Source organism: Rhodoferax koreense, from assembly GCF_001955695.1.
In the GTDB taxonomy this organism is placed as follows: Bacteria; Pseudomonadota; Gammaproteobacteria; order Burkholderiales; family Burkholderiaceae_C; genus Rhodoferax_B; species Rhodoferax_B koreensis.
The window spans coordinates 821,847-848,743 of sequence record NZ_CP019236.1; the positions used below are offsets into that span (position 1 = coordinate 821,847).

A 26,897-nucleotide genomic window follows, 5' to 3' on the forward strand; every position below is an offset into this window, starting at 1 on the left:
TGGCATGCAAAATGCACACCATCTGAAAACAAAGAGACATTGAATGCAAAACCGAGCGTGTTGCATCGCCTTCATGAATTGATTTCGACCTCCAACTCAACCTACCAACAGGACGAACCATGAAAAAGAAACTGCCGGCCGCGGTGTGGATACTGATCTCGATGGTGCTGGGCATCGTCATCGGCTACATGATCTTCATCAACTTCCCGGATAAGGCGGCGGCGGCGCAGATCGCGGGTTACATCTCGATCATGTCCGACGTGTTCCTGCGGCTGATCAAGATGCTGATCGGGCCGCTGGTGTTCTCCACGCTGGTGGTCGGTATTGCGCACATGGGTGACGCGGCTTCGGTCGGCCGCGTCTTCGGCAAGGCGCTGGGCTGGTTCGTCACGGCGTCACTGATCTCCCTGGTTCTCGGCCTGGTGATGGCCAATCTTTTGCAGCCCGGTGTGAACCTCGGCCTGCCGCTGCCCGACATCGGCGCCTCGGCCAACCTGGCCACCTCCAAGTTCACCCTCAAGGACTTCGTGAGCCATCTGGTGCCGAAGTCGTTCGCCGAGGCCATGGCCAACAACGAAATCCTGCAGATCGTGGTGTTCTCGATGTTCTTCGGCGTGGCGCTGGCCGCACTCGGCGAAAAGGGCAAGACGCTGGTGGCCGCGATCGACGAGCTCTCGCACGTGATGCTCAAGATCACCGGCTACGTGATGAAGCTGGCGCCGCTGGCCGTGCTCGCCGCCATGGCCGCCACGGTGGCCACCAACGGCCTGGCGATCCTGCTCAAGTTCGCGGTGTTCATGGGCGACTTTTACCTCGGCCTGTTCCTGCTGTGGGCCGTGTTGATCCTGGCCGGCTTCACCTTCCTCGGCCCGCGGGTGTTCAAGCTGCTGGTGTTGATCAAGGAAGCTTTCCTGCTGTCCTTCGCCACGGCCAGTTCCGAGGCCGCCTATCCGAAGATCCTCGACGCACTCGACCGCTTCGGTGTGAAGCGCAAGATTTCGGCCTTCGTCATGCCCATGGGCTACTCGTTCAATCTCGACGGCTCGATGATGTATTGCACCTTCGCCGTGTTGTTCATCGCCCAGGCCTACGGCATCCACCTGCCGATCGGCACGCAGATCACCATGCTGCTGATCCTGATGATGACCTCCAAGGGCATGGCCGGCGTGCCGCGTGCCTCGCTGGTGGTGATCGCCGCCACGCTGAACCAGTTCAACATCCCCGAAGCCGGCCTGTTGCTGATCCTGGGCGTGGACACCTTCCTCGACATGGGCCGCTCGGCGACCAATGCCGTGGGCAACTCCATCGCCACCGCCGTCGTCGCCAAATGGGAAGGCGAGCTGCTGCCCGAAGCCGAGGCCGAGGCCAATGCCCGCACGCTGGACACGTCGAACCTGACGCCGGCGCACGCCTGAGCGCAGGGACGGAGCCGCCCAATGCGCATCCTCTCTGTTCGGTACCTCGCGGCCGTTGTCCTGTCCCTGGGTTTCGCGGTGCAGGCCGGCGCCCAGGTGCTGTTGACCGGCACCCTGAAGAAGGCCCGCGACAGCGGCGCCGTGGCCATCGGCTACCGCGCCTCATCGATCCCTTTCTCCTATTTGTCAACACGTGGCGAACCGATTGGCTACGCCATCGAGATCTGCCGCGCGCTGGTGGACGCCATGGGCGAAGAAGTCGGCCGCACCCTGCGCATCGACTGGGTCCCGGTCACGGCGGAGTCACGCCTCGACGCGGTGGAGTCGGGCAAGGTCGATCTGGAATGCGGCTCCACCACCAGCAACCTCGAACGGCAGAAGCGCGTGGCGTTCTCGCCCACGACCTTCGTCTCGGGCACCAAGCTGATGGTGAAGAAGGACTCCTCCATCGCCTCGTTTCGCGATCTGCTGGGCAAACGCGTGCTGGTGACCGCTGGCACGACGAACGAAAAAACCATGCGCGAGCTGTCGGAGAAGTTCAGGTTGAACCTCACCCTGGTGGTTGCGCGCGACCATGCCGACGCGTTTGCCCAACTCGCGGCCGACCAGGCCGTGGCCTTCGCAACCGATGACGTCTTGCTCTACGGCCTGCTTGCCGAAAACAAGGCGCAGGGCAGCTACGCCGTGGTCGGCGAATTCCTGTCCTACGACCCTTACGGCATCATGTTCCGCAAGGGCGACGCGCCATTGGCGAGCCTGGTCGACGCCAGCTTCCGCCGCATGGCCGAGGACCGCGATCTGGAGCGCGCCTACGAACGCTGGTTCCTGCGCAGACTGCCTTCGGGTATCAGCATCAACCTGCCCATGAGTCCGCAATTGACCACGATTTTCCAATCCTTGCTTCAGAAGCCGGAGTGATGCGAACGGAGGAACATAAGCTGGCGAAAACACGCGTCACCGTGAAATAGTTGCTCGCCTTGGGCTAGGGCAGGCACAAAGGGTGCTTTCAGCGGGGGTTGTGTGACACACAATCGTTCGCATGCACCATGAATGGGCATCCGGGTAATCCCCAAAGTCCCATTCTCTAAAATCAACGTTGTATTTATACGATTCACTTTAAGGATTTTTGATGAAGAAGCAGCTCCTGGCCCTGGCCATTTCCCTGATCGCCGCGGGTGGCGCCTACGCTCAAGCCAACGACACGATTGCCAAAGTCAAGGCCTCCGGCGTCATCACGATGGGTGTGCGCGATTCGTCCGGCGCCCTGGCCTACACCCTGGGTGACGGCAAGTACACGGGCTTCCACTACGACGTGTGCCAGCACATCATCGCCGACCTGGAAAAGGTCGTCGGCAAGAAACTCGACATCAAGTACCAACTGGTGACTTCGCAAAACCGCGTGCCGCTGGTGCAGAACGGCACGGTCGACATCGAATGTGGCTCGACCACCAACAACGCGACGCGCCAGAAGGACGTGGCCTTCGCCAACACCGTGTACGTGGAGGAAGTGCGCATCGCCACGAAGGCCGCTTCAGGCATCAACAGCGTGGCCGACCTGAATGGCAAGAACGTGGCCACCACCACGGGTACCACCTCCGTTCAACTGCTGCGCAAAAACGAACGCGCCAAGGGCATCGATTTCAAGGAGGTCTTCGGCAAGGACCACGCCGAGAGCTTCCTGCTGCTCGAATCCGGCCGTGCCGACGCCTTCGTGATGGACGGCCAGATCCTGGCCGGCAACATCGCCACCGCCAAGAACCCGGCCGATTTCAAGATCGTCGGTGAGCCGCTGAGCGTGGAGCCGATCGCCATCATGTTCCGCAAGGATGATCCCGCCTTCAAGAAGCTGGCCAACGACACCATTGCCGCGATGGTCAAGTCCGGCGAGATGGCCAAGCTGTACGACAAGTGGTTCATGCAGCCGATCCCGCCGAAGAACACCAAGGTCGGCCTGCCGGCCAGCGAAGCCACCAAGGCGGCCTGGGCGAACCTGAACGACAAGCCCGCCGAAGACTACCTGAAGAAGTAAGCCCGCGACCCGGTGCACGAAAACCCCGTCCAGCGATTGCGTGGGCGGGGTTTTTGCTTAAGGTGGCAACCACTGCAGCGATCGCCCCGATCCGCAGGGTCAAAACAACAGAGGATGGAGAAGTTATGGATTGGCAGGTATTTCTCAACGATGACGGCAGCGGCCGGACCTATCTTCAATGGATGTTCGATGCATGGGGGTGGACGCTGGCCGTGGCCGGCTGCTCCTGGGTCGTCGCGATGGTCGTCGGTTCGCTCATGGGCGTGCTGCGCACCCTGCCCAACAGCCCCTGGCTGGTGAGGCTGGCCAACGCCTGGGTGGAGTTGTTCCGCAACATCCCGCTGCTGGTCCAAATCTTCCTCTGGTACTTCGTGCTGCCCAAGATCTTCCCGGCCATGCAGGCCGTGCCCGGCTTCACGCTGGTGGTCTTCGCGCTCGGCTTCTTCACCTCGTCGCGGATCGCCGAGCAGGTGCGCGCCGGCATCCAGGCGCTTCCCAAGGGCCAGCGTTATGCGGGCATGGCCGTGGGCTTCACCACGATGCAGACCTACCGCTACGTGATCCTGCCGATGGCGTTTCGCATCATCTTCCCGCCGCTGACCAGCGAATCCATGAACCTGCTGAAGAATTCCTCGGTGGCCTTCGCCGTGTCGATTTCGGAGCTCACCATGTTCGCGATGCAGGCGCAGGAGGAAACCTCGCGCGGCGTCGAGGTCTACCTGGCCGTGACCGCGCTCTATGCGGTGTCGGCTTTCGCGGTCAACCGCGTGATGGCTTTCGTGGAGAAGAAGATGCAGATTCCAGGTTTCATCGTGGCCACTGGCACGGGCGGAGGACACTGACATGGGCGGACTCGACCTGAGCTTTTTCAACTGGGACGTGCTGAGCAAGTTCGTCCTCAAGGGCTTTTTCTTCAGCATCCAGCTCACCGCGGTGGCCACCATCGGCGGCATCATCTTCGGCACGCTGCTGGCGCTCATGCGGCTGTCCGGCAAGAAGATCCTCATGTACCCGGCCACGTTCTACGTGAACGGCATGCGCTCCATCCCGCTGGTGATGGTGATCCTGTGGTTCTTCCTGCTGATGCCGACCATCATCGGCCGGCCCATCGGCGCCGAACTGTCGGCGGTGATCACCTTCATCGCCTTCGAGGCCGCCTACTTCAGCGAGATCATGCGCGCGGGCATCCAGTCGATTCCGCGCGGCCAGGTCTACGCAGGCCAGGCGATGGGCATGACCTATGCGCAGAACATGAAGCTGGTGATCCTGCCGCAGGCTTTCCGCAACATGCTGCCGGTGCTGCTCACGCAGACCATCATCCTGTTCCAGGATACCTCCCTGGTCTATGCCATCGGCGCCTATGACCTGCTCAAGGGCTTTTCCACCGCCGGCAAGATCTACGGCCGGCCCGAGGAAGCCTACCTGCTGGCCGCCATCGTCTATTTCGCCCTGTGCTTCAGCCTTTCCTACGTCGTGAAGAAGCTGCAGCTCAAGATTGCCATCATCCGCTGATGCACCAACAAAGAGGACCTCAAAATGATCGAAATCAAGAACGTTTCCAAATGGTATGGCCCTGTACAGGTGCTCAACAACTGCAACGTCAGCATCAAGAAGGGCGACGTGGTCGTGGTCTGCGGCCCGTCGGGTTCGGGCAAGTCCACGCTGATCAAGACCGTGAACGCGCTCGAGCCCTTCCAGAAGGGCGAAATCTTCGTCGACGGCATCCCGCTGCATGACCCGAAGACCGACCTGCCCAAGCTGCGCAGCCGCGTGGGCATGGTGTTCCAGCACTTCGAGCTGTTCCCGCACCTGTCCGTCACCGAGAACCTGACCATCGCCCAGATCAAGGTGCTCGGCCGCAGCGCCGATGACGCCAAGACCCGTGGCCTCAAGATGCTGGACCGTGTGGGCCTGATGGCGCACAAGGACAAGTTCCCCGGCCAGCTCTCCGGCGGCCAGCAGCAACGCGTGGCCATCGCCCGCGCGCTGAGCATGGACCCGATGGTCATGCTGTTCGACGAGCCCACCTCGGCGCTCGACCCCGAAATGGTCGGCGAAGTGCTGGACGTGATGGTCACCCTGGCCAAGGAAGGCATGACCATGATGTGCGTGACCCACGAAATGGGTTTCGCGCGCAAGGTGGCCAGCCGCGTGATCTTCATCGACGTCGGCGGCCGGATCCTGGAAGACTGCTCCAAGGACGAGTTCTTCAGCCATCCCGAGAACCGCCAGCCACGCACCAAGGACTTCCTGAACAAGATCCTGCAGCACTGACACCTCTCCGTCGACCCATCGCGCGATGAAGCGGGCCCTGCGGGGCCCGTTGTCTTTTGCACCTTGCGTTTGTTTTTTTGTATTCCTTTGCGACCGGAAAATCCGATGCCTTTGCCTTCCCCTCGTTACCGTTCCCTGGCCCGTCGTCTGTCGCTGGGCTTCGTCAGCGTGCTCGCATTGCTGCTGGCGGTAGCCGTCACCGGCCTGTATTCGATCCATCTGCTTGGAAAGCAGGTCGATCGCATCGTTCACACCGACAACCGCAAGACCGAACTCGCCAACAACCTCATGGGCTCGATCAGCAGCCTGGCGATCCAGGCGCGTTCCGTGGCGCTGTTCACCGAACTCGACCCGAAGCAGCTCGACATCGAGTTCAAGGCGGCCAAGACCGCGGAGCAGCAGTACCTGGCCACCGAGAAAGAACTCACCGCCTTGCTGGCGACGCAGGATGCGGACTCTGTCGAGCGACAACTGCTCTCGGCGATCTCCGAGAACGGCAAGAAGGTGTTCCCCGCCATCGACGAATCAATGACGAGTGCCATGGACGGCGACAACGTCGGCGCGGTGCTGGCCCTGATGAACCGCGTGCGGCCCACGGAGGCCGTGCTGCGCGGCAAGGTCAATGAACTCATCGCGCTGCAGCGCGCCCAGACCGAGGCCGCCTACCAGCAGGCTGCGACGCTGGAAAAGCGGGCGTTCGCCATCGAAAGCCTGCTGGTGGTGATCGCCCTGGTGACCGGCGGCCTTATGGCCTGGCGCATCACGGTGTCGGTCACGGCGCCGATCGGCCGGGCCGTCGTGCTGGCCGAGCGCATCGCCACCGGCGACCTGTCGTCCCAGGTCGAGGTGCGCATCTTCGACGAGACCGGCCGGTTGCTGCAGGCCATCGACGCCATGCAGGAAAAACTCAAGTCGCTGGTTGGCGGCATCCGGCTGGCGGCCGACGCGATCCAGGTGTCGAGCAGCGAAGTCGCCGCCGGCAACCAGGACCTGAGCCACCGCACCGAGCAGGCGGCGAGCAACCTGCAGCAGACGGCGCAGTCGATGGATGAGCTGACCAGTACCGTCCTGCAGAGCAGCAGCGCCGCGGTGCAGGCGAATCAGCTGGCCGGCTCGGCCGCGCAGGTGGCGGCGCGCGGCGGCGCCGTCGTGGCCGAGGTGGTGTCCACCATGGGCGAGATCAACGCCAGTTCGAAAAAGATCGCCGACATTATCTCTGTGATCGACGGCATCGCTTTTCAGACCAACATCCTGGCGCTGAATGCGGCCGTGGAAGCCGCACGCGCAGGCGAACAGGGCCGAGGCTTCGCGGTGGTGGCGTCCGAAGTGCGCAGCCTGGCGGGGCGTTCGGCCACGGCGGCGCGCGAGATCAAGGACCTGATCGGCGCGAGCGTGAACCGTGTCGAGCGTGGCAGCCAGCTCGTGGCCGACGCCGGTGCGACGATGGGCGAGATCGTCACCTCGGTACAGCGCGTCACCGACACCATCAGCGAAATCACCGCCGCTGCGTCGGCGCAGAACCAGGGCATCGGCCAGATCAACAGCGCCATTGCCGCGCTCGACCAGATGACGCAGCAGAACTCGGCGCTGGTCGAAGAAAGCGCGGCCGCCGCCGAAAGCCTGAACGGCCATGCCATGCAGCTGACCGCGGCGGTGAGCACCTTCAAGCTGGATCGGCTCGCGCGTCTGCCGGCCTAGCAGGCGTCTCGCCAGGCAAGGCGGCGGGCCGGTCCGCCGCTTACTTGGCGCGCGCGGCGATGGCCTTTTCGGCCTTGTTCACCAGGTCGTTGCCCACCACCGGTTTCCATTTCTCGTAGACCGGCCGCGTGGCCTTGACGAACACTTCGCGTTCGGCCGGCGTGAGTTGGGTCACCGTCACACCCATGGCGGCGATCTCCTTGAACACAGGTTTGTCGGCCTCGACCAGGCCCTTGCGGGCGATGGCGATTTCCTGCTTGCCGGCGTCGGTCGCGGCCTGCTTCACGATGGCCTGGTCGGCCGGCGTCCACGAGGCCCAGATTTCCTTGTTGACCACGAAGATCAGCGGGTCGGCCACGTAGCCCCAGGCCGTCATGAACTTCTGGCCGACATTCTGCATCTTCAGCACGGTGAACAGGAACAGCGGGTTCTCCTGCCCGTCCACCGCGCCGCTGGCCAGCGCGGGCTGCGCATCGGCCCAGCTCATCTGCGTCGGGTTGGCACCCAGCGCGGTGAACAGGTCGGCAAACAGCGGCGAGCCGACCACGCGGATCTTCATGCCTTTCAAATCTTCGGGCGACTTGATGGCACGCTTGGAATTGGTGATCTCGCGGTAGCCGTTCTCGCCCCAGGCCAACGGCAGCACGCCGGCCTTGTCGATGGTCTTGAACAACTCGGCGCCGACCTCGCCCTGCGTCAGCGCGTCGATGGCGGCGTAGTCGGGCATCAGGAAAGGCATCGAGAAAATGTTCAGCTGCTTGACCTGCGGCGACCAGTTGATGGTCGAGCCCACGGCCAGGTCGATCACGCCCTGGCGCAGCGCGCTGAATTCACGCGTCTGGTCGCCCTGGATCAGCGACACGCCCGGGTAGAGCTTGATGTTGATGCGGCCCTGGGTGCGTTCCTTCACCAGGTTGGCCCAGATCTGCGCGGCCTGGCCCCAGGGCGTCGGCGGTGCGAGCACGATGGAGAGCTTGTACTCGGGCTTGTAGGCCGTCTGCGCGACCGCGTTCGACGAGAAAAAGCCAAGGGCGGTGGCCGCGGCGGCAAGGCCGAGCAGGGTGCGGCGAAATCTCATGGTGTGTCTCCTTCGAAGTTGTTGAAAAGTCAGTAACCCAGCTTGTTCGGCAGCCACAGCGCCAGCTGCGGCCAGGCGATCACCGCCACCATCACCAGGAACATGGCGAACAGCATCCAGCCGACCCAGCGCACCGTGTCCTCCATGCGCACGTTGGCGATGCGGCACGACACCATCAGGTTCACGGCCAGCGGCGGCGTGAACTGGCCCAGCGCCACCTTCAAGGTAAGGATCACGCCGAACCACACCGGGTCCCATTTGTAGAACTGCACGATGGGCCAGAGCAGCGGCACGAAGATCAGGAAGATCGACACGCCGTCGAGGAACATACCCACCGTGATCAGCATCACGATCAGGAGCGCCAGCACGCCGTATTCACCCAGTCCCGAGTTCACGATGGCCTTGGCGACCGGGTCGATCACGCCGAGCGTGGACAGCGAATACGCGAAGATGCCGGCCAGCGACACCACCAGCAGGATCACCGCCGAGAGCTCGCCCGATTCGCGCAGGATGACGTAGAGGTCGCGCACCTGGATCGTGCGGTAGATCACCATGCCGACGAAGAGGCCGTAGAACACCGCCACCACGGCCGCCTCGGTCGGCGTGAACCAACCCGCGCGCATGCCGCCGAGGATCAGGATCGGCGCGGCCAGGCCCCAGGTGGCCTCGCGGAAGCTCTTCCAGAATTCGGGCCTGGGCATGCTCGCTTCGAGTGCGCCCATCTTGTGTTTGCGGGCCATCCATACGGCCGGCACGATCAGCGCCAGGCCGGCCAGGATGCCGGGGATCATGCCTGCGGCGAACAGCGCCGGCACCGACGCGCCCGGCACCAGCACCGAATACACGATGAAGGCCACCGAGGGCGGAATCAGGATGTCGGTGGCCGCCGCCGCACCCACCACGCTCGCCGAATACGCGGCCGGGTAGCCGGCGCGCGACATGGCGGCGATCATCACCGCGCCCACCGCCGCGGCATTGGCCGGGCCCGAGCCCGAGATGCCGCCGAGGAACATCGCCACCAGGATCGCCACCATCGGCAACATGCCCGGCCCGCGGCCGACCATGGCCACGGCGAAGTTCACCAGGCGCAGCGCCACGCCGGAACGGTCGAAGATCGAGCCGACCAGCACGAACATCGGGATCGCCAATAGCGGGTACTTGCCCAGGCCGGCGTAGAAATTCTGCGGCACGGCCAAGAGGCCGAACCATTGCGCGTCCGAATTCGCCAGCGCGATACAGGCCGCGCCGGCCAGGCCGAGCGCCGCGCCGATCGGCACGCCGACCAGCATCATCAGCACGAAGGCCACGAACAACAGTGTCGCGATCATGACGGCGTCTCTTCTTCGTCGACCTGTTTGCCGCGGCGGACAAACAGACCCACCGCGCGCAAAGCAATCGCCGTCGACACGATCGGCAGCCACACCGAATACCACCACTGCGGCACACCGATGCCGGGCGAGGTTTCCTCGAAGCGGTAGTCGTCGAACACCATGCGCAGGCTCAGGCCCGCGATCAGGAAGAACAGCGCCGCCACCATCACCGCGCCGAACTGCGACAGGCGTTTGCGTCGCGCCATCGAGCCGCTTTCGGAAAAATATTCGATGCGGATGTGCCGGTCGCGCGCCACGGCGGCCGAGCCGGCGACCATGCTCAAGAGGATCATCAGGAACACCGAAAATTCTTCGGTCCAGGCGAACGAGCTGTTGGTGAAATAGCGCACCAGCACGTTGGCGAAGGTGATCAGCGCCAGCGCTCCCATGATCAGCACGGTGAGCCAGTCTTCGATCTTGAGCGGGATGCGGGTGGCGGGATCGGCCTCGGCGGCGCCGGGCGGCTGGGTTTCCGGCAATTCGCCGGAAAGGGGAGAGGAGGACATTTCGGCAGCGGGGTGAGAGGTGGACACCCGCGGCCAAGCGCCGCGGGGCAGCCAAACATCATATCTTTGAACCCGCATGCACCGCATGGGGATTGTCCTAGGCGCGGCGTTCGCGTGCGCCGCGACCGGGCGGCAATGCGACAATTCGCGCATGAGCACCGCATCCGAAATCCAACTCCCCGCCGTCACCAGCCTCAGCATCACCCGCCCCGACGACTGGCACCTGCACCTGCGCGATGGCGAGGCCCTGCGCACCACGGTGCCGCATGCCGCGGCGCAGTTCGGCCGCGCGCTGATCATGCCCAACCTGCGCCCGCCGGTCACCACCACCGAACTCGCCGTGGCCTACCGCGAACGCATCCTGGCCGCCCTTCCCGAGTCCGCCGCGGGAGCGTCTTTTCAACCGTTGATGACGCTGTATCTCACCGACAACCTGCCGCCCGAGGAAATCGCGCGCGCCAAGGCGGCCGGCGTGGTCGCGCTGAAGCTGTACCCGGCTGGCGCCACCACCAACAGCGACGCCGGCGTGACCGACATCCGCAAGACCTACAGGACGCTCGAAGCCATGCAGCGCGAAGGCGTGCTGCTGCTGGTGCACGGCGAAGTCACCGATCCGGCGATCGACCTGTTCGACCGCGAGGCGGCCTTCATCGACCAGCAACTCATCCCGCTGCGCCGCGACTTCCCCGAACTCAAGATCGTGATGGAGCACATCACCACCAAGGAAGGCGCGCAGTACGTGGCCGAGGCCGACCGCTTCGTCGGTGCCACCATCACCGCGCACCACCTGCTGTTCAACCGCAACGCCATCTTCACCGGCGGCATCCGCCCGCACTACTACTGCCTGCCGGTGCTCAAGCGCGAAACCCACCGCCTGGCGCTGGTGCAGGCCGCCACCAGCGGCCCGGGCCGCTTCTTCCTCGGCACCGACAGCGCGCCGCATGCCGCGCACCTGAAGGAACACGCCACGGGCTGCGCCGGCTGCTACACGGCCCATGCGGCCATCGAGATGTACGCCGAAGCCTTCGACAACGCGGGCGCGCTCGACCAGCTCGAAGCCTTCACCAGCTTCAACGGGCCCGACTTCTACAACTTGCCGCGCAATGCCGACAAGATCGTGCTGCGCCGCGAGAGCTGGACACCGCCCGCAAGCTTCGCCTTCGGTGAAGCCGAGCTCAAACCCCTTCGTTCCGGTGAGTCGCTCCCCTGGAAACTGGTCGACTGACCCCAACAACCGAGAACCCAAGAATGACCGATTCCCTCTCCATGCAGGGCCGTGGCGGTGTCGCGCTGCTCATCGACGCCGACAACCTGTCTTCGCCCGAGGCGGTGGAGGAGGCGCTGAGGAAGCTCACCGAACTCTGCGGCCCGGTGGCCATCCGCCGCGCCTACGGCAGCGCCGACAACCTCAAGGGCCTGGCCGGTGTGATGCGCGAGCTGGCGATCCGCCCCATCATCAACGACCCGCTGAGCAAGAACACCACCGACATCCTGCTGGCCGTCGATGCCCTCGACCTCTGGTACCAGTGCGCGCCGTCGGTGATGGCCATTGGCACCGGCGACGCCGACTTCGCGCCGCTGGTGCTGCGCCTGCGCGAACGCGGCGTGCGCCTGATCTGCTTCTCGCAGAAGACCAAGCTTTCGCCCGACATCCGGTCCTACTACGAGCAGGTGCTGATCGTGCGTGCCAAGAGTGCCGGCGACAGTTTCGCAACGCCTTTGCAGGCCGTCGCGCCGCAGCCGCGCATCGGCGCGCCGGCACCGCAGCCTGCGCCAGCGGCGGCGCCTGCACCGGCACGGCGGGCCGCACCCGCCAAGAAGGCCGCAAGCCGCGCCAAGGCCGTGACACCCAAGGCGGGCGCGAAGTCCGTCACCAAGGCGGAGTCCGTGGTCCAGGCAGAGCCGTCCGCCGAGCCCGCACCGCCATCCCGCATGTTCCCCACGCGCGCTGAAGCCGTGCCGACCATCGCCGCGGAGCCACCGGCTGCGTCGGCCAAGGCGGAAGGACATGCGCAAGGGCATGCGGAAGACATCCAGGCCATCCTGCTGGCCGTGCCCGGTTTGCAGGACGGCCAATCGGTGGCGCTCAACGAAGCCGTGCGTTTGCTGCACGATGCCAAGCTGCTGGGCAAGAACGCGTCTTCCGTCAAGTTTTTCAAGAAACATGCCGCGCATTTCGAGCTGACCCCGGACGTGCAGCCGACGCGCCTGCGCTTCACATCCTGAGTTTCAAGGAAAATCGATCTCCAGCGCAGACAGTATCTGCGCGAGGTGCTACTTTTTGTGTAGCAACCGGGCTCAGATCACCTTGCCCGGATTCAGGATGTTCTTCGGGTCCATCGCCGCCTTGAGCGTGCGCATCAGCGCGATCTGCTCGGGCGAACGCGCATGCGCGAGCCAGCGGCGCTTCAAGGTGCCGATGCCGTGTTCGGCCGACACCGTGCCGCCGTATTCGCGCACCAGGCCGTAGACGATCTCCTCCACCGCGTCCTTCGGCTGGGCCGGCACGCCCGATTGGTAGGTGACGATGTGCACGTTGCCGTCGCCGATGTGGCCGTAGAACACGGCCTCGCAGCCCGGCAGCTGCGCCGTGATGGCGGCCTTGCAGCGGCGCGCATAGTCGTCCATCGCCGTGACCGGCAGGCCGATGTCGAAGGCCAGGTGGCCGGGCCACAACTGGTGGAATTCGGCACAGGCGTCGCGCACGCCCCAGAACGCCTTTTCATCGGCCAGCGACTGCGAGACGACGGCGTTGGGCACCGTGCCGTCCTCGAGCAGGCCTTCGAGCCAGGCCTGGAAACGCGGTGCGTCCTGCGCTGCGTCGGTGCCGAGCGCCTCGACCAGCACATAGGCGCCGTAGGCATCGGCGTCGTCCTTCTCGCTGCGCGGATCACCCGCGAACGGGTTGCGCACGCCGCGCACGCGCCGCGTCGCCATGGCCCAGTAGTCGGGCCACATGACCTCGAAGGCCGACAGCGTGGGGCCGAGGCCGTTGCGCGCGGCGCTCAGCAGCTTCAGCACTGTGGCGTAGTCGTCGGCGGCGAACATCGCCACCATGGTCGAGGCCGGCTTGGGAAACAGCCGCAGCACGATACGCGTGATGATGCCCAGCGTGCCTTCGCTGCCGATGAACAGGTGCTTCAGGTCGAAGCCGGCGTTGTTCTTGATCATCTTGTTCAGGCTGGTCATCACCGTGCCGTCGGCCAGCACGGCCTCCAGGCCCAGCACCATGTCGCGCGCCATGCCGTAGCGGATCACGCGGTTGCCGCCGGCATTCGTCGACAAGTTGCCGCCGATGGCGCAGGAGCCGCGCGCGCCCAGATCCAGCGGGCAGAAGAAGCCGGCCTCGGCCGCCGCTTTCTGCACAACCTCGAGCGGCGTGCCGGCCAGCACGGTCATGGTGGCTGAGGCGGTGTCGATCTCCTGGATGCCGACCAGGCGCTCCAGCGACAGCGCCACCTCGTGCGCACCCGCGCGGCCACCGCCGCACAGCCCGGTGAGCCCGCCCTGCGGCACCACGGCCACGCCATGCGTGTGGCAGATGCGCAGCGCCACGGCCACGCCGGCGGTATCCGCCGGGCGCACCATGGCCAGCGGCGCGGTGGGACCGATGCCGCTGTAGTCGTTGCGGTTGCGTGCGGGCACGTCGGCGGCGATGAAGACGGCGCCGGGGCCGAGTTCGGCCTGCAGTGCCTGTATTGCCGGGAGGGCGGAATCGGATGTGGAAGTGGTCATGGCGAGTTCGGACGTGGCATCAAAAATTTGATGTATGTAAGGTACGGAGTACTGTACACTAATTGCACCGACGCGGTTGGGTTTGTTACATCAGCCGCGCGAGACGACCGAAACCATTCCAACGGAGACCTCCATGAACTTTCCCCGCCGTAGCCTGATCGCCGCCGCCGTGCTGGCCGCCACCTGTGTCAACCTGCCCGCATGGGCCCAGGCGCAGACCCTCAAGATCGCCAACGTGGTCGAGCTGTCGGGCGCGGGCGCCACGGCCGGCACCATGTTCAAGTCGGGCATCGAGCTGGCCGTGAAGGACATCAACGCCGCCGGCGGCATCCTTGGCCGCAAGATCGAGGTGATGAACATGGACACGCAGACCAACCCCGGCGTGGCCAAGGCGCTGGTGGTCAAGGCCATCGACGAGGGCGTGTTCGCCATCTACGGGCCGGTGTTCACCGGCTCCATCCTGATCAGCCAGACCGAAACCCGCCGCGCCGAGATCCCCAACTTCACCGCCGCCGCCGGCGCACTCGTCACGCAGCAGGGCAGCCCCTACATCTTCCGCACCGGCCTGACCCAGGGCAACACCATGCCCAAGGCCGCGCGCTACATCGCACAGAACCTGAAGATCAAGAAGATCGCGCTGCTCTACGTGAACAACGACTTCGGCAAGGGCGGGCGCGACGCCGTGGTCACGGCGTTCAAGACCTTCGGCGTGGAAGTGGTGGCCGACGTGTCCACCGAGGCCGGCCAGGTCGACTTCTCCGCGCCCATCGTCAAGGTGAAGCAGGCCGGCGCCGAAGGCGTGTTCGTCTACCTGAACGAAGAGGAATCGGCACGTGCGGTGCGCGAGCTGCGCAAGCAGGGCTGGGACAAGCCCATCGTCGGCGACGTGACCCTGCTCGGCCAGAAGGTCATCGACCTGGCCGGCGATGCGGCCAACGGCGTGGTCGGCCATTCGGAGATGTCGGCCGACGCGCCGATTCCCGCCATCAAGGCCGTGCGCGACAAGTTCGTCAAGGAATACAACTTCGTGCCCGACCACAACGGCATCAAGGGCTACCAGGGCGTCTACATGCTCAAGGCCGGCATCGAGAAGGTCGGCAAGTTCGACCGCGTGGCCGTGGCCAAGGCCCTGCACGGCATGACCATCAAGGCGTCCGAGCAGCCCGGCATCCTGATGGACGTGACCTTCGACGACAAGGGCGACATCGACCGCGACAGCTTCCTGATCGAGATCAAGGGCGGCAAGCCGGTGGTGAAGGAAATCCTGCCGCCGCTGGGCAAGCTTTAAGCCGTTCGCGCGGCCCCCGCCGTCGTTCGTGCCGAACCTCCACCCCCGTTCGTGCTGAGCCTGTCGAAGCACCTCGACAGGCCCTTCGACAGGCTCAGGGCGAACGGGGGATGGGTTGTTCGTCCCCTTGCCCCCGCCGTCGTTCGTGCCGAACCTCCACCTCCGTTCGTGCTGAGCCTGTCGAAGCACCTCGACAGGGCCCTTCGACAGGCTCAGGGCGAACGGGGGATGGGTTGTTCATCCTGTTGCCCCCGCGGCCGTTCGTGCCGAACCTCCACCTCCGTTCGTGCTGAGCCTGTCGAAGCACCTTGATTGGACCCTTCGACAGGCTCAGGGCGAACGGGGGATGGGTTGTTCGTCCCCTTGCCCCCGCCGTCGTTCGTGCCGAACCTCCACGTCCGTTCGTGCTGAGCCTGTCGAAGCACCTCGACAGGGCCCTTCGGCAGGCTCAGGGCGAACGGGGGATGGCTTGTTCATCCTGTCGCCCCCGAGGCCGGTCGTGCCGAACCTCCACCTCCGTTCGTGCTGAGCCTGTCGAAGCACCTCGACAGGGCCCTTCGACGGGCTCAGGGCGAACGGGGATGGGTTGTTCGTCCTGTTGCCCCCGCGGCCGTTCGTGCCGACCTCCACCTCCGTTCGTGCTGAGCCTGTCGAAGCACCTCGACAGGGCCCTTCGACGGGCTCAGGGCGAACGGGGGATGGATTGTTCGTCCCGTTGCCCCCGCGGCCGTTCGTGCCGAACCTCCACCTCCGTTCGTGCTGAGCTTGTCGAAGCACTTTGACCAGGCCCTTCGATTGGCTCAGGGCGAATGGGGAGGTAAAAAGGCTGCCAGCGCTTATGTGCTCTGCAGGAACTGTTTCAATTTCAATAGCATTTCCTGCTGATCGGGGGCATCGAGCAACACTGGCGTCTCCGCATTCAGAATGAACGGCTGGCCCCAGGCCGGCCCGTCCTGGGTTTTCGGCACCACGTGGAAATGCAGGTGGTCGGCCCGATCGCCATAGCCCGCATAGTTCAGCTTGTCGCAGGGCACGGCCTTTGCGATGGCGGCGGCCACCAGCGCCACCTCGCGGATGAAGCCGGCGCGTTCTTCCTCGCTCAGTTCGAACAACTCGCGCGCATGGCGCTTGAACAGCACCACGCACCGGCCTCGGTGCGTCTGGTCGCCATAGAGAAATACACGCGTCCAGTCCAGGTCGGCGATGTGGGCCATCACCGGCGCGAGTTCCTCGTTCGTGGCCGTGCAATAGCGGCAAGCCGCCACGGCCTCAACTGCCATAACGGTCGTCCAGGTCCTTGTGGAAATCCAGGTCGACCAGCGCACTGAATTCGGCGTAGCTCACCATGCCGCCGGCGCTGCCCTTGGGCGTGCCCGCGCGCTGCAGTTCGGCCAGCGCGTCCGATACCGCCTTGGCGGCGGTGAACAGCGCCGTGACCGCGTAGAACACCACGGAGAAACCCATTTCCTGCAGGTTGTTGGCGGTAAGCGCGGTGGTTTCGTTGCCGTCGACGATGGAGACGATCTTCGGCCCCTTCACGGCTTTGGCCACGGCCTCCACCTCGGCGATCTTCTTGATGCCGTCGACGAACACCAGGTCCACGCCCGCATCCTGGTACAGGTGCGCGCGACGGATCGCTTCCTCGATGCCCATGGCGGGCAGCGCATCGGTGCGGCCGATGATGAGCAAGTCATCCGCGCCCCGCGCCGCGATGGCGCACTGCAGGCGCCGCACGTTTTCTTCGGCGTCCATGAGGCGGATGCCGGCCATCTGGCCGCAACGCTTGGGCGCCACCTGGTCTTCCAGGTGGATCGCGGCCACGCCGGCCTGGATGTACTCGCGCACCGTGCGGTGGATGTTCGAGGGGCCGCCGTAGCCGGTGTCGGCGTCGGCGATGATGGGGATGTCCACCACGCGGGCCATGTCGCGCGCATGGGTGGTCATCTCGGTCTGGCTCAGGAGGCCGATGTCGGGCGTGCCGAGCCGGCTGGCCGTGGCGCCGAAGCCGGTCATGTAGATGGCCGGGAAGCCGGCCTTCTGCACCAGGCGTGCGGTGATGGCGTCGGGCGCGCCGGGCGCCATCACGATGCGGCCGGACTGGAGCAGTTGCTTGAGCTGGAGGGCAGGGTGCATATCAGTGCCGCCCTTCCGCCCGTAGGCACTGACGCGCCCCCTCGGGGGACAGCGATACGCGAAGCGATGAGCGTGGGGGTTTCATTTCGGTTCCTTGTTGCGGGTTCAGGCCGCCGGCGTGCGCAGGCGGAGGGGTGGCGTCACGGCCTTGGCGGCCTCGCGCGCCGCGTCGCTGGCCAGGCGGAAGGCATCGACCGTGCGACCGACGTGCCCGTTGACGATGGTGGCGAGTTCGTCGAACGCGCCCTCGTCGACGCAGCGGATCATCTGGCGGTGTTCCTCCAGCGAGACGTCGCGCGCGTTGGCGAACTGCTTGGCCATGTTGGTGCGCAGCGCGGCGATCTTGCCCGAGACCAGCGCATAGGCGTTGACCACGTAGGCATTGCCGCTGTGGGTGAACAGCGCCTCGTGGAAGGCCGAGTCGCAGTGCCCATAGGCCACTTCGTCGTCGGCCGCGTCGGCGGCTTCCATGTCGCGGAAGATGGCGCGCAGATCGGCCAGCGTGGCCTCGCGCGCCACCTGGCGTGACAAGGCCGCGCCGTGCAGTTCGAGCATGGCGCGGAAGTCGCAGATCGCACGCACGTCGTCCTCGTCGGGCTGGAACACGTAGCTGCCGCGCTTGGATCGGATCTCGACCAGGCCGGTGGTCTGCAGCAGCGTGAGCGCGTCGCGCACCGGCGTGCGGCTCACGCCGAAGGAGGCGGCCAGCGTTTCCTCGGAGATCATCTGCCCGAGCGCGAACTCGCCATCAATAATCGCCTGCCGCACGCGTTGCGCGACGATGTCCGTCAGCGACTTCGGCATCTCGATCTCGAATTTTTGGGCCATGGGTTTCCTTCTTCGGCCACTGAAGCGGGCTGGGAGCATTGTAGGTTTTTATTGCGCGTAAGGTTCGGTATGCAAGAAACAACTGGTGGGCCGATGTCTTCGATGGCGGTGGACTGGGCGCGCCCCTGGCTGGGCGCCTGGCGCACACACGGCGAGTCGGCACTGACGGAAGTCGCGCGCGGCCTGCCGGTGGCCGAAGCCCTGGGCCGCATGGCCGCGGCGCCGGTGCGTTTCGTGCCGCAGGCCGCGCTGCCTGCGGGTGTCGCCTACGAGGAATACATCTTCCGCACCCGCACCGTGCCCACGCGCGACAACCTGCACGATTTCTTCAACGGCCTGTGCTGGCAGCGCTTCCCCGCCACCAAGACGCGGATCAACCAGTTGCAGGCGGCGGAGATCAGGGCGCAGGGCATCCGGCCGCAACGCGGCCCGGTGCGCGATGCGCTCACGCTGTTCGACGAGAACGCCGCCTTCCTGATCGCGCCGCCGCCGCTGTGGCAGGCGCTGGCCGCACGCGACTGGCACCGGTTGTTTGTTGGCTTGCGTCCGCTGTGGGCCCACGCGCAGCTGGTGCTGTTCGGCCATGCGCTGCTCGAGAAGCTGGCCGCGCCGCGCAAGGCGATCACCGCGCACGTCTATACCGGCGTGACGCCAGCGGCGGCGGACGGCGACGACCTGGACCGCACCGTCGCCGCGAGCCTTGCCGCGCCGACGCTGGCCCGCAAGCCCTTCTTGCCCTTGCCAGTTCTGGGCGTACCCGGCTGGTGGACCGGAAACGAGGATTTTTCCTTCTATGATGACCCGTTTGTCTTTCGGCCCGCCCGCGTCTCCATAACCAACACAACCAACGACGCGGCATGACAACCGCTTGATGTGGGCTCGCCTGCCCTCATCTTGGGCGTCAGGGCCAAACCAACTCGACCCTACGGAGAATCCATGAAACGCATCGTCTTATTCGTGTTGACCAACGTCGCCATCGTGGCGGTGCTGGGCATCGTCGCCAGCCTGCTCGGTGTGAACCGCTACCTCACGGCCAACGGCCTGAACCTGGGCGCGCTGCTCGGCTTCGCGCTGGTGATGGGCTTCGGCGGCGCCATCATCTCGCTGCTGATCAGCAAGCCCATGGCCAAGTGGTCGTCGGGCGTGCGCGTCATCGAACAGCCGCAGAATGCCGACGAAGCCTGGCTCGTCGACACCGTGCGGCGCCTGGCCGACAAGGCCCAGATCGGCATGCCCGAAGTCGGCGTGTTCGAAGGCGACCCGAACGCCTTCGCCACCGGTGCCTTCAAGAACTCCGCGTTGGTGGCCGTGTCCACCGGCCTCTTGCAGGGCATGACGCGCGAAGAGATCGAGGCCGTGCTCGGCCACGAGGTGGCGCACGTGGCCAACGGCGACATGGTGACCATGACCCTGATCCAGGGCGTGATGAACACCTTCGTGGTGTTCCTGAGCCGCGTGATCGGCTACGCCGTGGACAGCTTCCTGCGCAAGGGCGACGACCGCAATGCCGGCCCCGGCATCGGCTACTACGTGACCACCATCGTGCTCGACATCGTGCTCGGCTTCGCCGCCGCCATCGTCGTGGCCTGGTTCTCGCGCCACCGCGAGTTCCGCGCAGACGCCGGTGCCGCCCAGCTCATGGGCCGCCGCCAGCCGATGATCAACGCCCTGGCCCGCCTGGGCGGCATGCACACGGCCGAACTGCCCAAGAGCGTGGCTTCGCTGGGCATCGCCGGCGGCATCGGCAAGCTGTTCTCCACGCATCCGCCGATCGAGGAGCGCATCGCCGCCCTGCAGAACGCCCAGGGTTGATACTTGCGGGCACTTCGACGGGGCTTAGGGCGAACGGGTGTTCGGGCTCGACACGACGGCGTCTTGAAGTCCGGTTGGGTTCGACACGGACAGGTGCCCCGGTCCGTTCGGGCTGAGCCTGTCGAAGCCTCTTTTCCAGACAAGACATCAAAAATGCCTAGCCTTCGTTTCGAATGGGCGCGGATCGACGATCTGAGCGCCCGCGCCTTCCATGCCGCCATCGCCCTGCGCGAATCGGTTTTCGTGGTCGAGCAGAACTGCGCCTACCAGGATGCCGACCCTTACGACCTGCGCTGCTGGCACCTGCTGGCCTGGTCGGGCGAGACGCTCGCGGCTTGCCTGCGGGTGACGGACCCGGGCACCAAATACCCCGAGCCCTCGCTCGGCCGCGTGGCGAGCTCCTCCGCCTTCCGCGGGCAGGGCGTGGGGCGGCGGCTGATCGCCGAAGCGCTGAAGCGCTGCGACGAAGTCTGGCTCGGCCGTTCCAACCGGATCAGTGCGCAGCACTACCTGCTGAGGTTCTACCAGAGCTTCGGCTTCGTGCCGGTGTCCGGGGTCTATCTCGAAGACGGCATCGAGCACATCGAGATGCTGCGGCCCTGATCAGCCCAGGATCTCCGCCAGCGCATCCACGAAGCGCTGGTTGTCCTCCGCCGTGCCCACCGACACGCGCAGGTAGTTCTCGAACCCGCGCTCCTTCCAGGCCTTGGTGATCACGCCGCGTGCCAGCAACGCTTCGTGCACCGGGGCGTTGGGCCGGCCGAGGTCGATGAACAGGAAGTTGGTGGCCGACGGGGCGATGCGCAGGCCGGCCACATCGAGCCCGCGCAGTTGCCTCACCAGCACCTCGCGTGCGGCCACCGTGCGGGCGACGCTGGCCTGCATGTGGGCCGGGTCCGACAGCGCCGCCAGCGCCGCCATCTGCGCGGCCATGTTCACGTTGAAGGGCGTGCGCACGCGGTGCAGCAGGCCGGCGAATTCGGCGCTGCTGGCGATGCCGTAGCCCACGCGCAGGCCGGCCAGGCCCCAGGCCTTGGAGAAGGTGCGCAACACGATCCAAGGGCGGGGCTGGGCCGAGAGTTCGGCCACGGCGTCGGGAAAGCCGGGGCTGTGCAATGCGTATTCCACATAGGCTTCGTCGACGACCAGCACCGCGTCCTCGGGGGCGGCGGCGACGATGCGGCGGAACGCGGCGGTATCGAGCATGCAGCCGACCGGGTTCGACGGATTGGCCAGGAACACCAGCTTGGCGCCGCCGGCGAGTGCGGCGCACCAGGCGTCCACGTCGAATTCGAGCGCCGAGGTGACCGGCACCATGGTCACCTGCGCGCCCATCATGCGCGGATAGATCTCGTGCAGGCCGAACGAGGGCAGCAGGGTCACCACCCGGTCCCCGGGCGTGAGGAACACCTGGCACAGCACCTCGAGCAGGTTCTCGGAGCCGTTGCCCACTACGATGCGCTCGGCGGGCGCGCCGGTCCACCGGGCGATGCCCTCGCGCAGCGCGCCAGCGTTGGCGTCGGGGTAGGTGCCGGCCTGCGCGGCCAGGCCGGCCAACGCCTGCGCCACGGCCGGGCTGGCGCCATAGGGGTTCTCGTTGCTGCCCAGGCGCGCGATGTGGGCCACGCCGTAGCGCGCGCGCACCGCCGCAGAGGACAGGCCGGCGTTGTAGGCCGGCAGGCCGCGCACTTCGGGGCGGGCCAGGGCCGAGATGGACGATGCGGTGGAGGGCTGGGCGGGGGCGAGTGTGGAAGTCATGGTGTGTCCTGGTGTGCGGGTGCGGGATGTGGGTCGAAAATCTTGCCGGGGTTGAGCAGGCCCAGCGGATCCAGGGCCTGCTTGATGGCGCGCATGGCGGCCAGTTCGGCCGGGCTGCGGCTGGCGCCGAGATAAGGCTTCTTGTGCAGGCCGATGCCGTGTTCGGCCGACACGCTGCCGCCGAATTCCGCCACCAGGCCGTACACCATCTGCTCGACGCCGGCCTCGTCGCCGCCGACCGTGCGCGCGTCGGTCGAGAGGTGGAGGTTGCCGTCGCCCACGTGGCCGAAGAAGATCGTGAGGTGGGCCGGCCAGCGGGCCGTCAGCGCGTCGCGGCAGGCCTCGGCGAAGCGGCCGATGTCGGCCATCGGCAGGCTCACGTCGAAGTTGATCGGCGGGCGCATGTGGGTGGGCAGTTCGGCCGTGGCCTCGCGGATCTTCCACAGTGCCTGCGCCTGCGCCTGCGACTGCGCCACCACGGCGTCGGCCACCTCGCCGGCCTCCATGGCCTCGCCGAGCACGGATTCCAGCGCGGTGTGCAACGCGTCCTCGGTGGCACCGGTCACGTCGACCAGCGCCGTCAGCGGATGCGGGGCTTCGAAGGGTTCGCGCAAGGCCTGCCAGCGCAGCGAGGCTTCGACGAAGTCGCGCCACATCAGCTCGAACGCCGCCACCGCACCTGGAAAGCGCGCCTGCAGTCGGCGCAGCAGTGCCAGCGCGGCCTGGAAGTCGTCCGGCCCGGCCAGGGCCACCAGCACCGTGGCCCGCGCACGCGGCGCCGGCTGCAGCCGGAGGATGGCGCGGGTGATCACGCCCAGCGTGCCTTCGGCGCCGATGAAAAACTGCTTGAGGTCGTAGCCGGTGTTGTTCTTCACCATCGGCCGCAGCATCGGCAGCACGCTGCCATCGGCCAGCACCACCTCGAGGCCGAGCGTCTGCTCGCGCATCATGCCGAACTGCAACACGCCGTTGCCGCCGGCATTGGTGGCCAGGTTGCCGCCGATCTGGCACGAGCCGCGCGCGCCCAGGTCCACGCCGAACAACAGGCCTTGCGCGGCGGCGGCTTCCTGCACCGCCTGCAGCGTGGCGCCGGCCTGCACGGTGAGGGTGGCAGCGGCGGTGTCGAGCGACTCGATGGCGTTCATGCGGTCCAGCGACAGCGCGATGCCGTCGGCCGCCGGCACCGCCGCGCCCGCCAGGCCGGTGAGCCCGCCCTGCGGCACCACCGGCACGCGGTGCGCATGGCACAGGCGCAGCACCGCCGCCACTTCGGCCGTGCTGCGCGGGCGCACCAGGGCCAACGGCACGACCGGCGGCGCGCCGCTCCAGTCGCTGAGATGGCGTGGCGCGACTTCGGCCCCGGGCACCACGGCGTCGGCACCGACGGCATCGACCAGCGCCTGCAGGAATGGCTTGGCGCTGGTGCTCATGCGCTCACCCGCGTGCGCCGGGTCTCGACGAACTGCAGCACGGCCTCGATCATGCGGCGCACATGCGGCTGCACGCCGGCCGCCACCTCGGGCAGGTAGTCGAACGGCAGGGCCTCCTGCATGTAGCTGCTCTGCGTCATCTCCAGCTGCACGGCGTGCACGTCGTGGGCGGGCTGGCCGTGGTGGCGCGTGATGTAGCCGCCGGTGAAGCGGCCGTTGAGCACGCCGGTGTAGCCCTTGGCGCGCTTGGCGATACCGAGCAGCGTCTCGGCGAGCGCCGGGTCGCAGCTGGCGCCCTGGGCGGTGCCGAGGTTCAGGTCGGGCAGTTTGCCTTCGAAGAAGCGCGGCAGCACCGAACGGATCGAATGCGCATCCCACAACGCGGCCACGCCGTGGGTGGCCTTGAGGCGTGCCAGTTCCTCGGCCAGCTTGGCGTGGTAGGGCTGCCAGATGGCGGCGCGGCGCGCGGCGATCTCGGCGTCCGTCGGCACGTCGCCGGCGGCGTAGATCGGTGTGTCGTCGAAGGTGTCGACGGGGCACAGGCCGGTGACGCTCTGGCCGGGATACAGGCTGGCGCCATCGGGGGCGCGGTTCAGGTCGATCACGTAGCGCGAATGCGTGGCAATCAGGAGCGAGGCGCCGAGATCGCGCGCGAAATCGTAGAGGCGTTCGAGGTGCCAGTCGGTGTCGGGCACCTGCCGCGCTTCGTCGGTGAAGCGCGCCGCGATGGCCGGCGGCACATGGGTGCCGACGTGCGGCATGGAAATCAGCAGCGGCGCGCTGCCCTGGTGGAAGCGGAACGCGGGCTGGTCGGTGATGGCATGTGTCATGGCGGGCGCTTTCAGGAATGAGAGAGCAATTGGCTGCGCGCAGCGACGAAGGCCGCCGCGGCGCTGTCGTGCAGCGCATGGCGGCCGGCGGCCACGCGTTCGATGCCGCCGGCCCACACCGAGGCGATGGCCGAGGTGCGGTGGCTGGCGAACACGTGGGACGACAGCATCTCGGGCGCGGGCAGGCCGGCCAGCGCGACGTGCCGTGCGTTCAGCACGCAGAAGTCGGCCTGCTGCCCGACCGCAAGGCCGCCGACCGCGCGTCCGGCGGCCTGTGCGCCGCCGGCCACGGCCTGCAGCGTCATGGCCGTGGCCACCTGGGACTCGGCGGCGCTGGCCAGCACGTTGCGCTCGCGGCGCTGCAGCCGTTGGCCGTATTCGAGCAGCATCAATTCCTCGGCGGCGTTCACGGTGGCGTGGCTGTCCGAACCCACGCCCCAGGCGCCGCCAGCCGCGAGCCAGCGCGGCATGTCGAACAGGCCGTCGCCTAGGTTGGCCTCGGTGCTCGGGCAGATGCCGGCCACCGCGCCGCTGGCGGCCGCGCGCCGGTACTCGGCCTCGTTCATGTGGGTGGCATGCACCAGGCACCAGCGGCGGTCGACGGCCGCGTGGTCCATTAACCATTCCACGGGACGCTGGCCGCTCCAGGCCAGGCAGGCATCGACCTCGCCGGTCTGCTCGGCGATGTGGATGTGGATGGGTGCGGTGGGGTCGATGGCGTCGAGCCCGGCCAGGGCTTCACGCAGGCCCTCGGGCGGCACGGCGCGCAGCGAATGCGGTGCCAAGCCGAGGCGAAAGCCCTGGGCGTCGCACATGGGCTTGAGGCGCTGCAGCAGCTTCAGCATCGAATCGGTGCTGCGGATGAAGCGGCGCTGGCCAACGCTGGGCGGCAGGCCACCGAAGCCGCTGGCCTGGTAGAGCACGGGCAGCAGCGTGAGGCCGATGCCCGCGGCCCTGGCGGCGCGCAGCAGGCCGAGCGCGAGTTCGGCGTCGTCCGCATAGGGCCGGCCGTCGGTATCGTGGTGCACGTAGTGGAATTCGCAGACGCTGGTGTAGCCGGCTTCGAGCATCTCGACGTAGAGCCAGGTGGCGATGGCTTCGACCTGCTCGGGGCCGAGCCTGGCAGCGAAGCGGTACATCAGGCTGCGCCAGCTCCAGAAGCTGTCCTGCGCCTCGCCGCGGTATTCGGTGAGGCCGGCGAAGGCGCGCTGGAAGGCGTGGGAATGGAGGTTGGGCAGGCCGGGGACGACCGGGCCCTGTGCGGTGGCAATGCCTTGGGGGCAAGGCGCGTCGGCCTGAATTCGGGTGAGCTGGCCCGAGTCGTCCCAGGCGAGCAGGACGTCGCGCGCCCAGCCTGTGGGAAGAAGGGCGTCCTTGGCAAACAGGGTGGTGGTCATGGTCGTACGATGCAAAGTGGGATGCTGGTGGATGGGGCTGCGTGCGGGCTCATGCCGGCCTCGGATTCAGGGCCTTGGCCTGCGTGCCTTGCCGGGCCGCCACCGCCAGGCAGGCCGCTGCCAGCAGGGCCGCGCCGCCGCTGCCCAGGATCGGTGCGGTGTAGCTCTGCGTGAAGTCGAGCAGCCAGCCCGCGGCGCTCGCGCCGAGCAAGGCCGCGATGCCGACGCCCACGTAGAGTGCACCCAGCACCGCCCCGAGGTGGCGCGTGCCGAACCATCCGGCCGCCACCGCGGGATACAGCGCGATGCAGCCGCCGTTGGCCGCGCCGAACAGCAGCGCGAACAAGGCCAGACCCCAGAAGCCGGCGGCGCAGAACCACAGCAGGCTCGAAAGGGCCAGGGCCACGGTGAGCCAGAACAGCAGGCGCCGTGGCCCGAGCCGGTCGCCCAGCCCGCCCAGCAAGAGCCGGCCGAGCACGTTGCCCACGCCGATGAGCCCGATCAGCACCGGGCTCTGTGCCGGCGCCACGCCCAGGGCGCGGGCCTGCGGGCTGATGTGCACCATGGCCACGAACAGGCCGATGGACGCCAGGAAGATCGACGCGAAATACCACCAGAAGCGGGCGCTGCGCAAAGCCTGCGGACGCGTCAGGCCGACAGCCGCCACCTGCGCGGCCGCAGGGGCGTCCAGTGCGTCGCCGTCGGGCCGCTGGCCCGCATCGGCAGGCTGCCCGAGCAACTGCGACGCGGCGCCGAGGCCGAGCACCGCCACGCCCAGGGCGAACCACTGCAGGGTGGCGCGCCAGTCGTAGTGCTGCAGCAGCGCGCCGGCCAGCACGGGGCCGACGAGCGTGCCGAGGCCCGTGCCCGCCAGCGCCAGGCCGGAGGCGCGGCTGCGCTGGCGCACGAACCAGCGCTGCACCACGGTGATGGCCGGGATGTAGACCAGCCCCACGCCCAGGCCGACGAAGGCGCAGAACAGGGCCATCAACGCTGGCAGGCTGGTCGCCAGGCTGGCCAGCGCCAGGCCGAGTGACAGCAGGGCGATGCCGGCGCCGACGATCCGGCGCGCGGAGAAGCGGTCGGCCAGCGCGCCCGAGACCAGGCCCATGAGGTAGTAGACGAAGGCCGTGCCCGAGAACACCGCGGAGACGGAAAACCGGTCGGCCTGGAAGGTCTGCTGCAATGCTTCGAAGAACGCGCCGTATGCGTACGTGGCGCCGAAGATCAGCGCGAACAGCACATGGGTGGCGGCCACCATGGTCCAGCCACGGAAGGCGGGAAGGGTTTGGGTCGCGGGCATGTGGCGCGGCCTG

At 66.8% G+C, this 26,897-nt stretch carries 25 protein-coding genes; 13 read left to right on the forward strand and 12 right to left on the reverse strand.

Annotated elements, in window-relative coordinates; translation table 11 throughout:
• Positions 1-119 precede the first annotated feature (119 nt).
• From RD110_RS03930 to RD110_RS28800, 7 genes are all read left to right on the forward strand, one after another.
• Positions 120-1,415 (forward strand): dicarboxylate/amino acid:cation symporter, encoded by a 1,296-nt coding sequence (locus tag RD110_RS03930; RefSeq protein ID WP_076196877.1) that lies wholly within the window; start codon positions 120-122, stop codon positions 1,413-1,415.
• Between the two features lie 21 nt (positions 1,416-1,436).
• Positions 1,437-2,333 (forward strand): amino acid ABC transporter substrate-binding protein, encoded by an 897-nt coding sequence (locus RD110_RS03935; RefSeq protein WP_076196879.1) that lies wholly within the window; start codon positions 1,437-1,439, stop codon positions 2,331-2,333.
• Between the two features lie 211 nt (positions 2,334-2,544).
• Complete coding sequence (locus tag RD110_RS03940) at positions 2,545-3,444, forward strand: transporter substrate-binding domain-containing protein (RefSeq protein ID WP_076196881.1); 900 nt, start codon at positions 2,545-2,547, stop codon at positions 3,442-3,444.
• Positions 3,445-3,569: 125 nt separating this feature from the next.
• Positions 3,570-4,286: an amino acid ABC transporter permease gene (locus RD110_RS03945; protein ID WP_076196883.1), complete on the forward strand. Its 717-nt coding sequence runs from the start codon at positions 3,570-3,572 to the stop codon at positions 4,284-4,286.
• Position 4,287: 1 nt separating this feature from the next.
• Positions 4,288-4,956 (forward strand): amino acid ABC transporter permease, encoded by a 669-nt coding sequence (locus tag RD110_RS03950; RefSeq protein WP_076196885.1) that lies wholly within the window; start codon positions 4,288-4,290, stop codon positions 4,954-4,956.
• A 24-nt stretch (positions 4,957-4,980) separates the two neighbouring features.
• A complete protein-coding gene (locus RD110_RS03955; RefSeq protein WP_076196887.1) occupies positions 4,981-5,718 on the forward strand; it encodes an amino acid ABC transporter ATP-binding protein in 738 nt (245 codons plus the stop codon).
• Positions 5,719-5,823: 105 nt separating this feature from the next.
• The gene (locus RD110_RS28800) at positions 5,824-7,416 is read left to right on the forward strand and encodes a methyl-accepting chemotaxis protein (RefSeq protein WP_076196889.1); all 1,593 of its coding nucleotides are present in this window, start codon (positions 5,824-5,826) and stop codon (positions 7,414-7,416) included.
• 40 nt (positions 7,417-7,456) lie between these two features.
• Here the strand turns inward: RD110_RS28800 and RD110_RS03965 are convergent, their stop codons facing one another.
• Genes RD110_RS03965 through RD110_RS03975 form a run of 3 tightly spaced genes read right to left on the reverse strand, consistent with a single transcriptional unit; the run spans position 7,457 to position 10,370 of the window.
• Complete coding sequence (locus RD110_RS03965) at positions 7,457-8,494, reverse strand: DctP family TRAP transporter solute-binding subunit (protein WP_076196891.1); 1,038 nt, start codon at positions 8,492-8,494, stop codon at positions 7,457-7,459.
• A gap of 29 nt (positions 8,495-8,523) precedes the next feature.
• Complete coding sequence (locus tag RD110_RS03970; RefSeq protein WP_076196893.1) at positions 8,524-9,822, reverse strand: TRAP transporter large permease; 1,299 nt, start codon at positions 9,820-9,822, stop codon at positions 8,524-8,526.
• A complete protein-coding gene (locus RD110_RS03975; protein WP_076196906.1) occupies positions 9,819-10,370 on the reverse strand; it encodes a TRAP transporter small permease in 552 nt (183 codons plus the stop codon). The genes RD110_RS03970 and RD110_RS03975 overlap by 4 nt, the downstream gene beginning before the upstream one ends.
• Positions 10,371-10,521: 151 nt before the next feature.
• Here RD110_RS03975 and pyrC point away from each other — a divergent pair, with 151 nt between their 5' ends.
• Together pyrC and RD110_RS03985 are read left to right on the forward strand one after the other, a co-directional pair.
• Positions 10,522-11,595 (forward strand): dihydroorotase, encoded by a 1,074-nt coding sequence (gene pyrC / locus RD110_RS03980; protein ID WP_076196908.1) that lies wholly within the window; start codon positions 10,522-10,524, stop codon positions 11,593-11,595.
• Positions 11,596-11,618: 23 nt separating this feature from the next.
• Positions 11,619-12,596, forward strand: coding sequence for an NYN domain-containing protein (locus RD110_RS03985; RefSeq protein ID WP_083686091.1), 978 nt, complete (start codon positions 11,619-11,621; stop codon positions 12,594-12,596).
• A 72-nt stretch (positions 12,597-12,668) separates the two neighbouring features.
• On the opposite strand, the gene RD110_RS03990 is transcribed toward RD110_RS03985, so the two are convergent.
• The gene (locus RD110_RS03990) at positions 12,669-14,105 is read right to left on the reverse strand and encodes an FAD-binding oxidoreductase (RefSeq protein WP_076196912.1); all 1,437 of its coding nucleotides are present in this window, start codon (positions 14,103-14,105) and stop codon (positions 12,669-12,671) included.
• 133 nt (positions 14,106-14,238) lie between these two features.
• On the opposite strand from RD110_RS03990, the gene RD110_RS03995 reads away from it, so the two are divergent.
• Positions 14,239-15,393, forward strand: a complete 1,155-nt coding sequence (locus RD110_RS03995; protein ID WP_076196914.1) for an ABC transporter substrate-binding protein — start codon at positions 14,239-14,241, stop codon at positions 15,391-15,393.
• A gap of 836 nt (positions 15,394-16,229) precedes the next feature.
• Here RD110_RS03995 and RD110_RS04000 read toward each other — a convergent pair.
• The 3 genes from RD110_RS04000 to RD110_RS04010 all read right to left on the reverse strand — a co-directional run bounded on the left by RD110_RS04000 (position 16,230) and on the right by RD110_RS04010 (position 18,354).
• Positions 16,230-16,673 carry an HIT family protein gene (locus RD110_RS04000; protein ID WP_076196916.1) on the reverse strand — a complete coding sequence of 148 codons (444 nt, stop codon included), beginning with the start codon at positions 16,671-16,673 and terminating at the stop codon, positions 16,230-16,232.
• Positions 16,663-17,526: an isocitrate lyase/PEP mutase family protein gene (locus RD110_RS04005; RefSeq protein WP_076196918.1), complete on the reverse strand. Its 864-nt coding sequence runs from the start codon at positions 17,524-17,526 to the stop codon at positions 16,663-16,665. The genes RD110_RS04000 and RD110_RS04005 overlap by 11 nt, the downstream gene beginning before the upstream one ends.
• Before the next feature lie 105 nt (positions 17,527-17,631).
• Positions 17,632-18,354, reverse strand: a complete 723-nt coding sequence (locus tag RD110_RS04010; protein WP_076196920.1) for a GntR family transcriptional regulator — start codon at positions 18,352-18,354, stop codon at positions 17,632-17,634.
• A gap of 93 nt (positions 18,355-18,447) precedes the next feature.
• On the opposite strand from RD110_RS04010, the gene RD110_RS04015 reads away from it, so the two are divergent.
• The 3 genes from RD110_RS04015 to RD110_RS04025 all read left to right on the forward strand — a co-directional run bounded on the left by RD110_RS04015 (position 18,448) and on the right by RD110_RS04025 (position 20,769).
• Positions 18,448-19,215: a DUF3025 domain-containing protein gene (locus tag RD110_RS04015; protein ID WP_083686092.1), complete on the forward strand. Its 768-nt coding sequence runs from the start codon at positions 18,448-18,450 to the stop codon at positions 19,213-19,215.
• Between the two features lie 75 nt (positions 19,216-19,290).
• A complete protein-coding gene (gene htpX, locus RD110_RS04020; protein ID WP_076196924.1) occupies positions 19,291-20,166 on the forward strand; it encodes a protease HtpX in 876 nt (291 codons plus the stop codon).
• Between the two features lie 153 nt (positions 20,167-20,319).
• Positions 20,320-20,769 carry a GNAT family N-acetyltransferase gene (locus RD110_RS04025; RefSeq protein WP_076196926.1) on the forward strand — a complete coding sequence of 150 codons (450 nt, stop codon included), beginning with the start codon at positions 20,320-20,322 and terminating at the stop codon, positions 20,767-20,769.
• On the opposite strand, the gene RD110_RS04030 is transcribed toward RD110_RS04025, so the two are convergent.
• Genes RD110_RS04030 through RD110_RS04050 form a run of 5 tightly spaced genes read right to left on the reverse strand, consistent with a single transcriptional unit; the run spans position 20,770 to position 26,884 of the window.
• The gene (locus RD110_RS04030; RefSeq protein WP_076196928.1) at positions 20,770-21,924 is read right to left on the reverse strand and encodes a histidinol-phosphate transaminase; all 1,155 of its coding nucleotides are present in this window, start codon (positions 21,922-21,924) and stop codon (positions 20,770-20,772) included.
• Positions 21,921-23,354, reverse strand: coding sequence for an FAD-binding oxidoreductase (locus tag RD110_RS04035; protein WP_076196930.1), 1,434 nt, complete (start codon positions 23,352-23,354; stop codon positions 21,921-21,923). The genes RD110_RS04030 and RD110_RS04035 overlap by 4 nt, the downstream gene beginning before the upstream one ends.
• Positions 23,351-24,184 (reverse strand): N-formylglutamate deformylase, encoded by an 834-nt coding sequence (hutG, locus tag RD110_RS04040; protein WP_076196932.1) that lies wholly within the window; start codon positions 24,182-24,184, stop codon positions 23,351-23,353. The genes RD110_RS04035 and hutG overlap by 4 nt, the downstream gene beginning before the upstream one ends.
• Positions 24,185-24,195: 11 nt before the next feature.
• Positions 24,196-25,581, reverse strand: coding sequence for a formimidoylglutamate deiminase (locus RD110_RS04045; protein WP_076196934.1), 1,386 nt, complete (start codon positions 25,579-25,581; stop codon positions 24,196-24,198).
• 49 nt (positions 25,582-25,630) lie between these two features.
• Entirely contained in the window at positions 25,631-26,884 is a 1,254-nt protein-coding gene (locus RD110_RS04050; RefSeq protein WP_076196936.1) for an MFS transporter, read from the reverse strand.
• Positions 26,885-26,897: the final 13 nt, after the last annotated feature.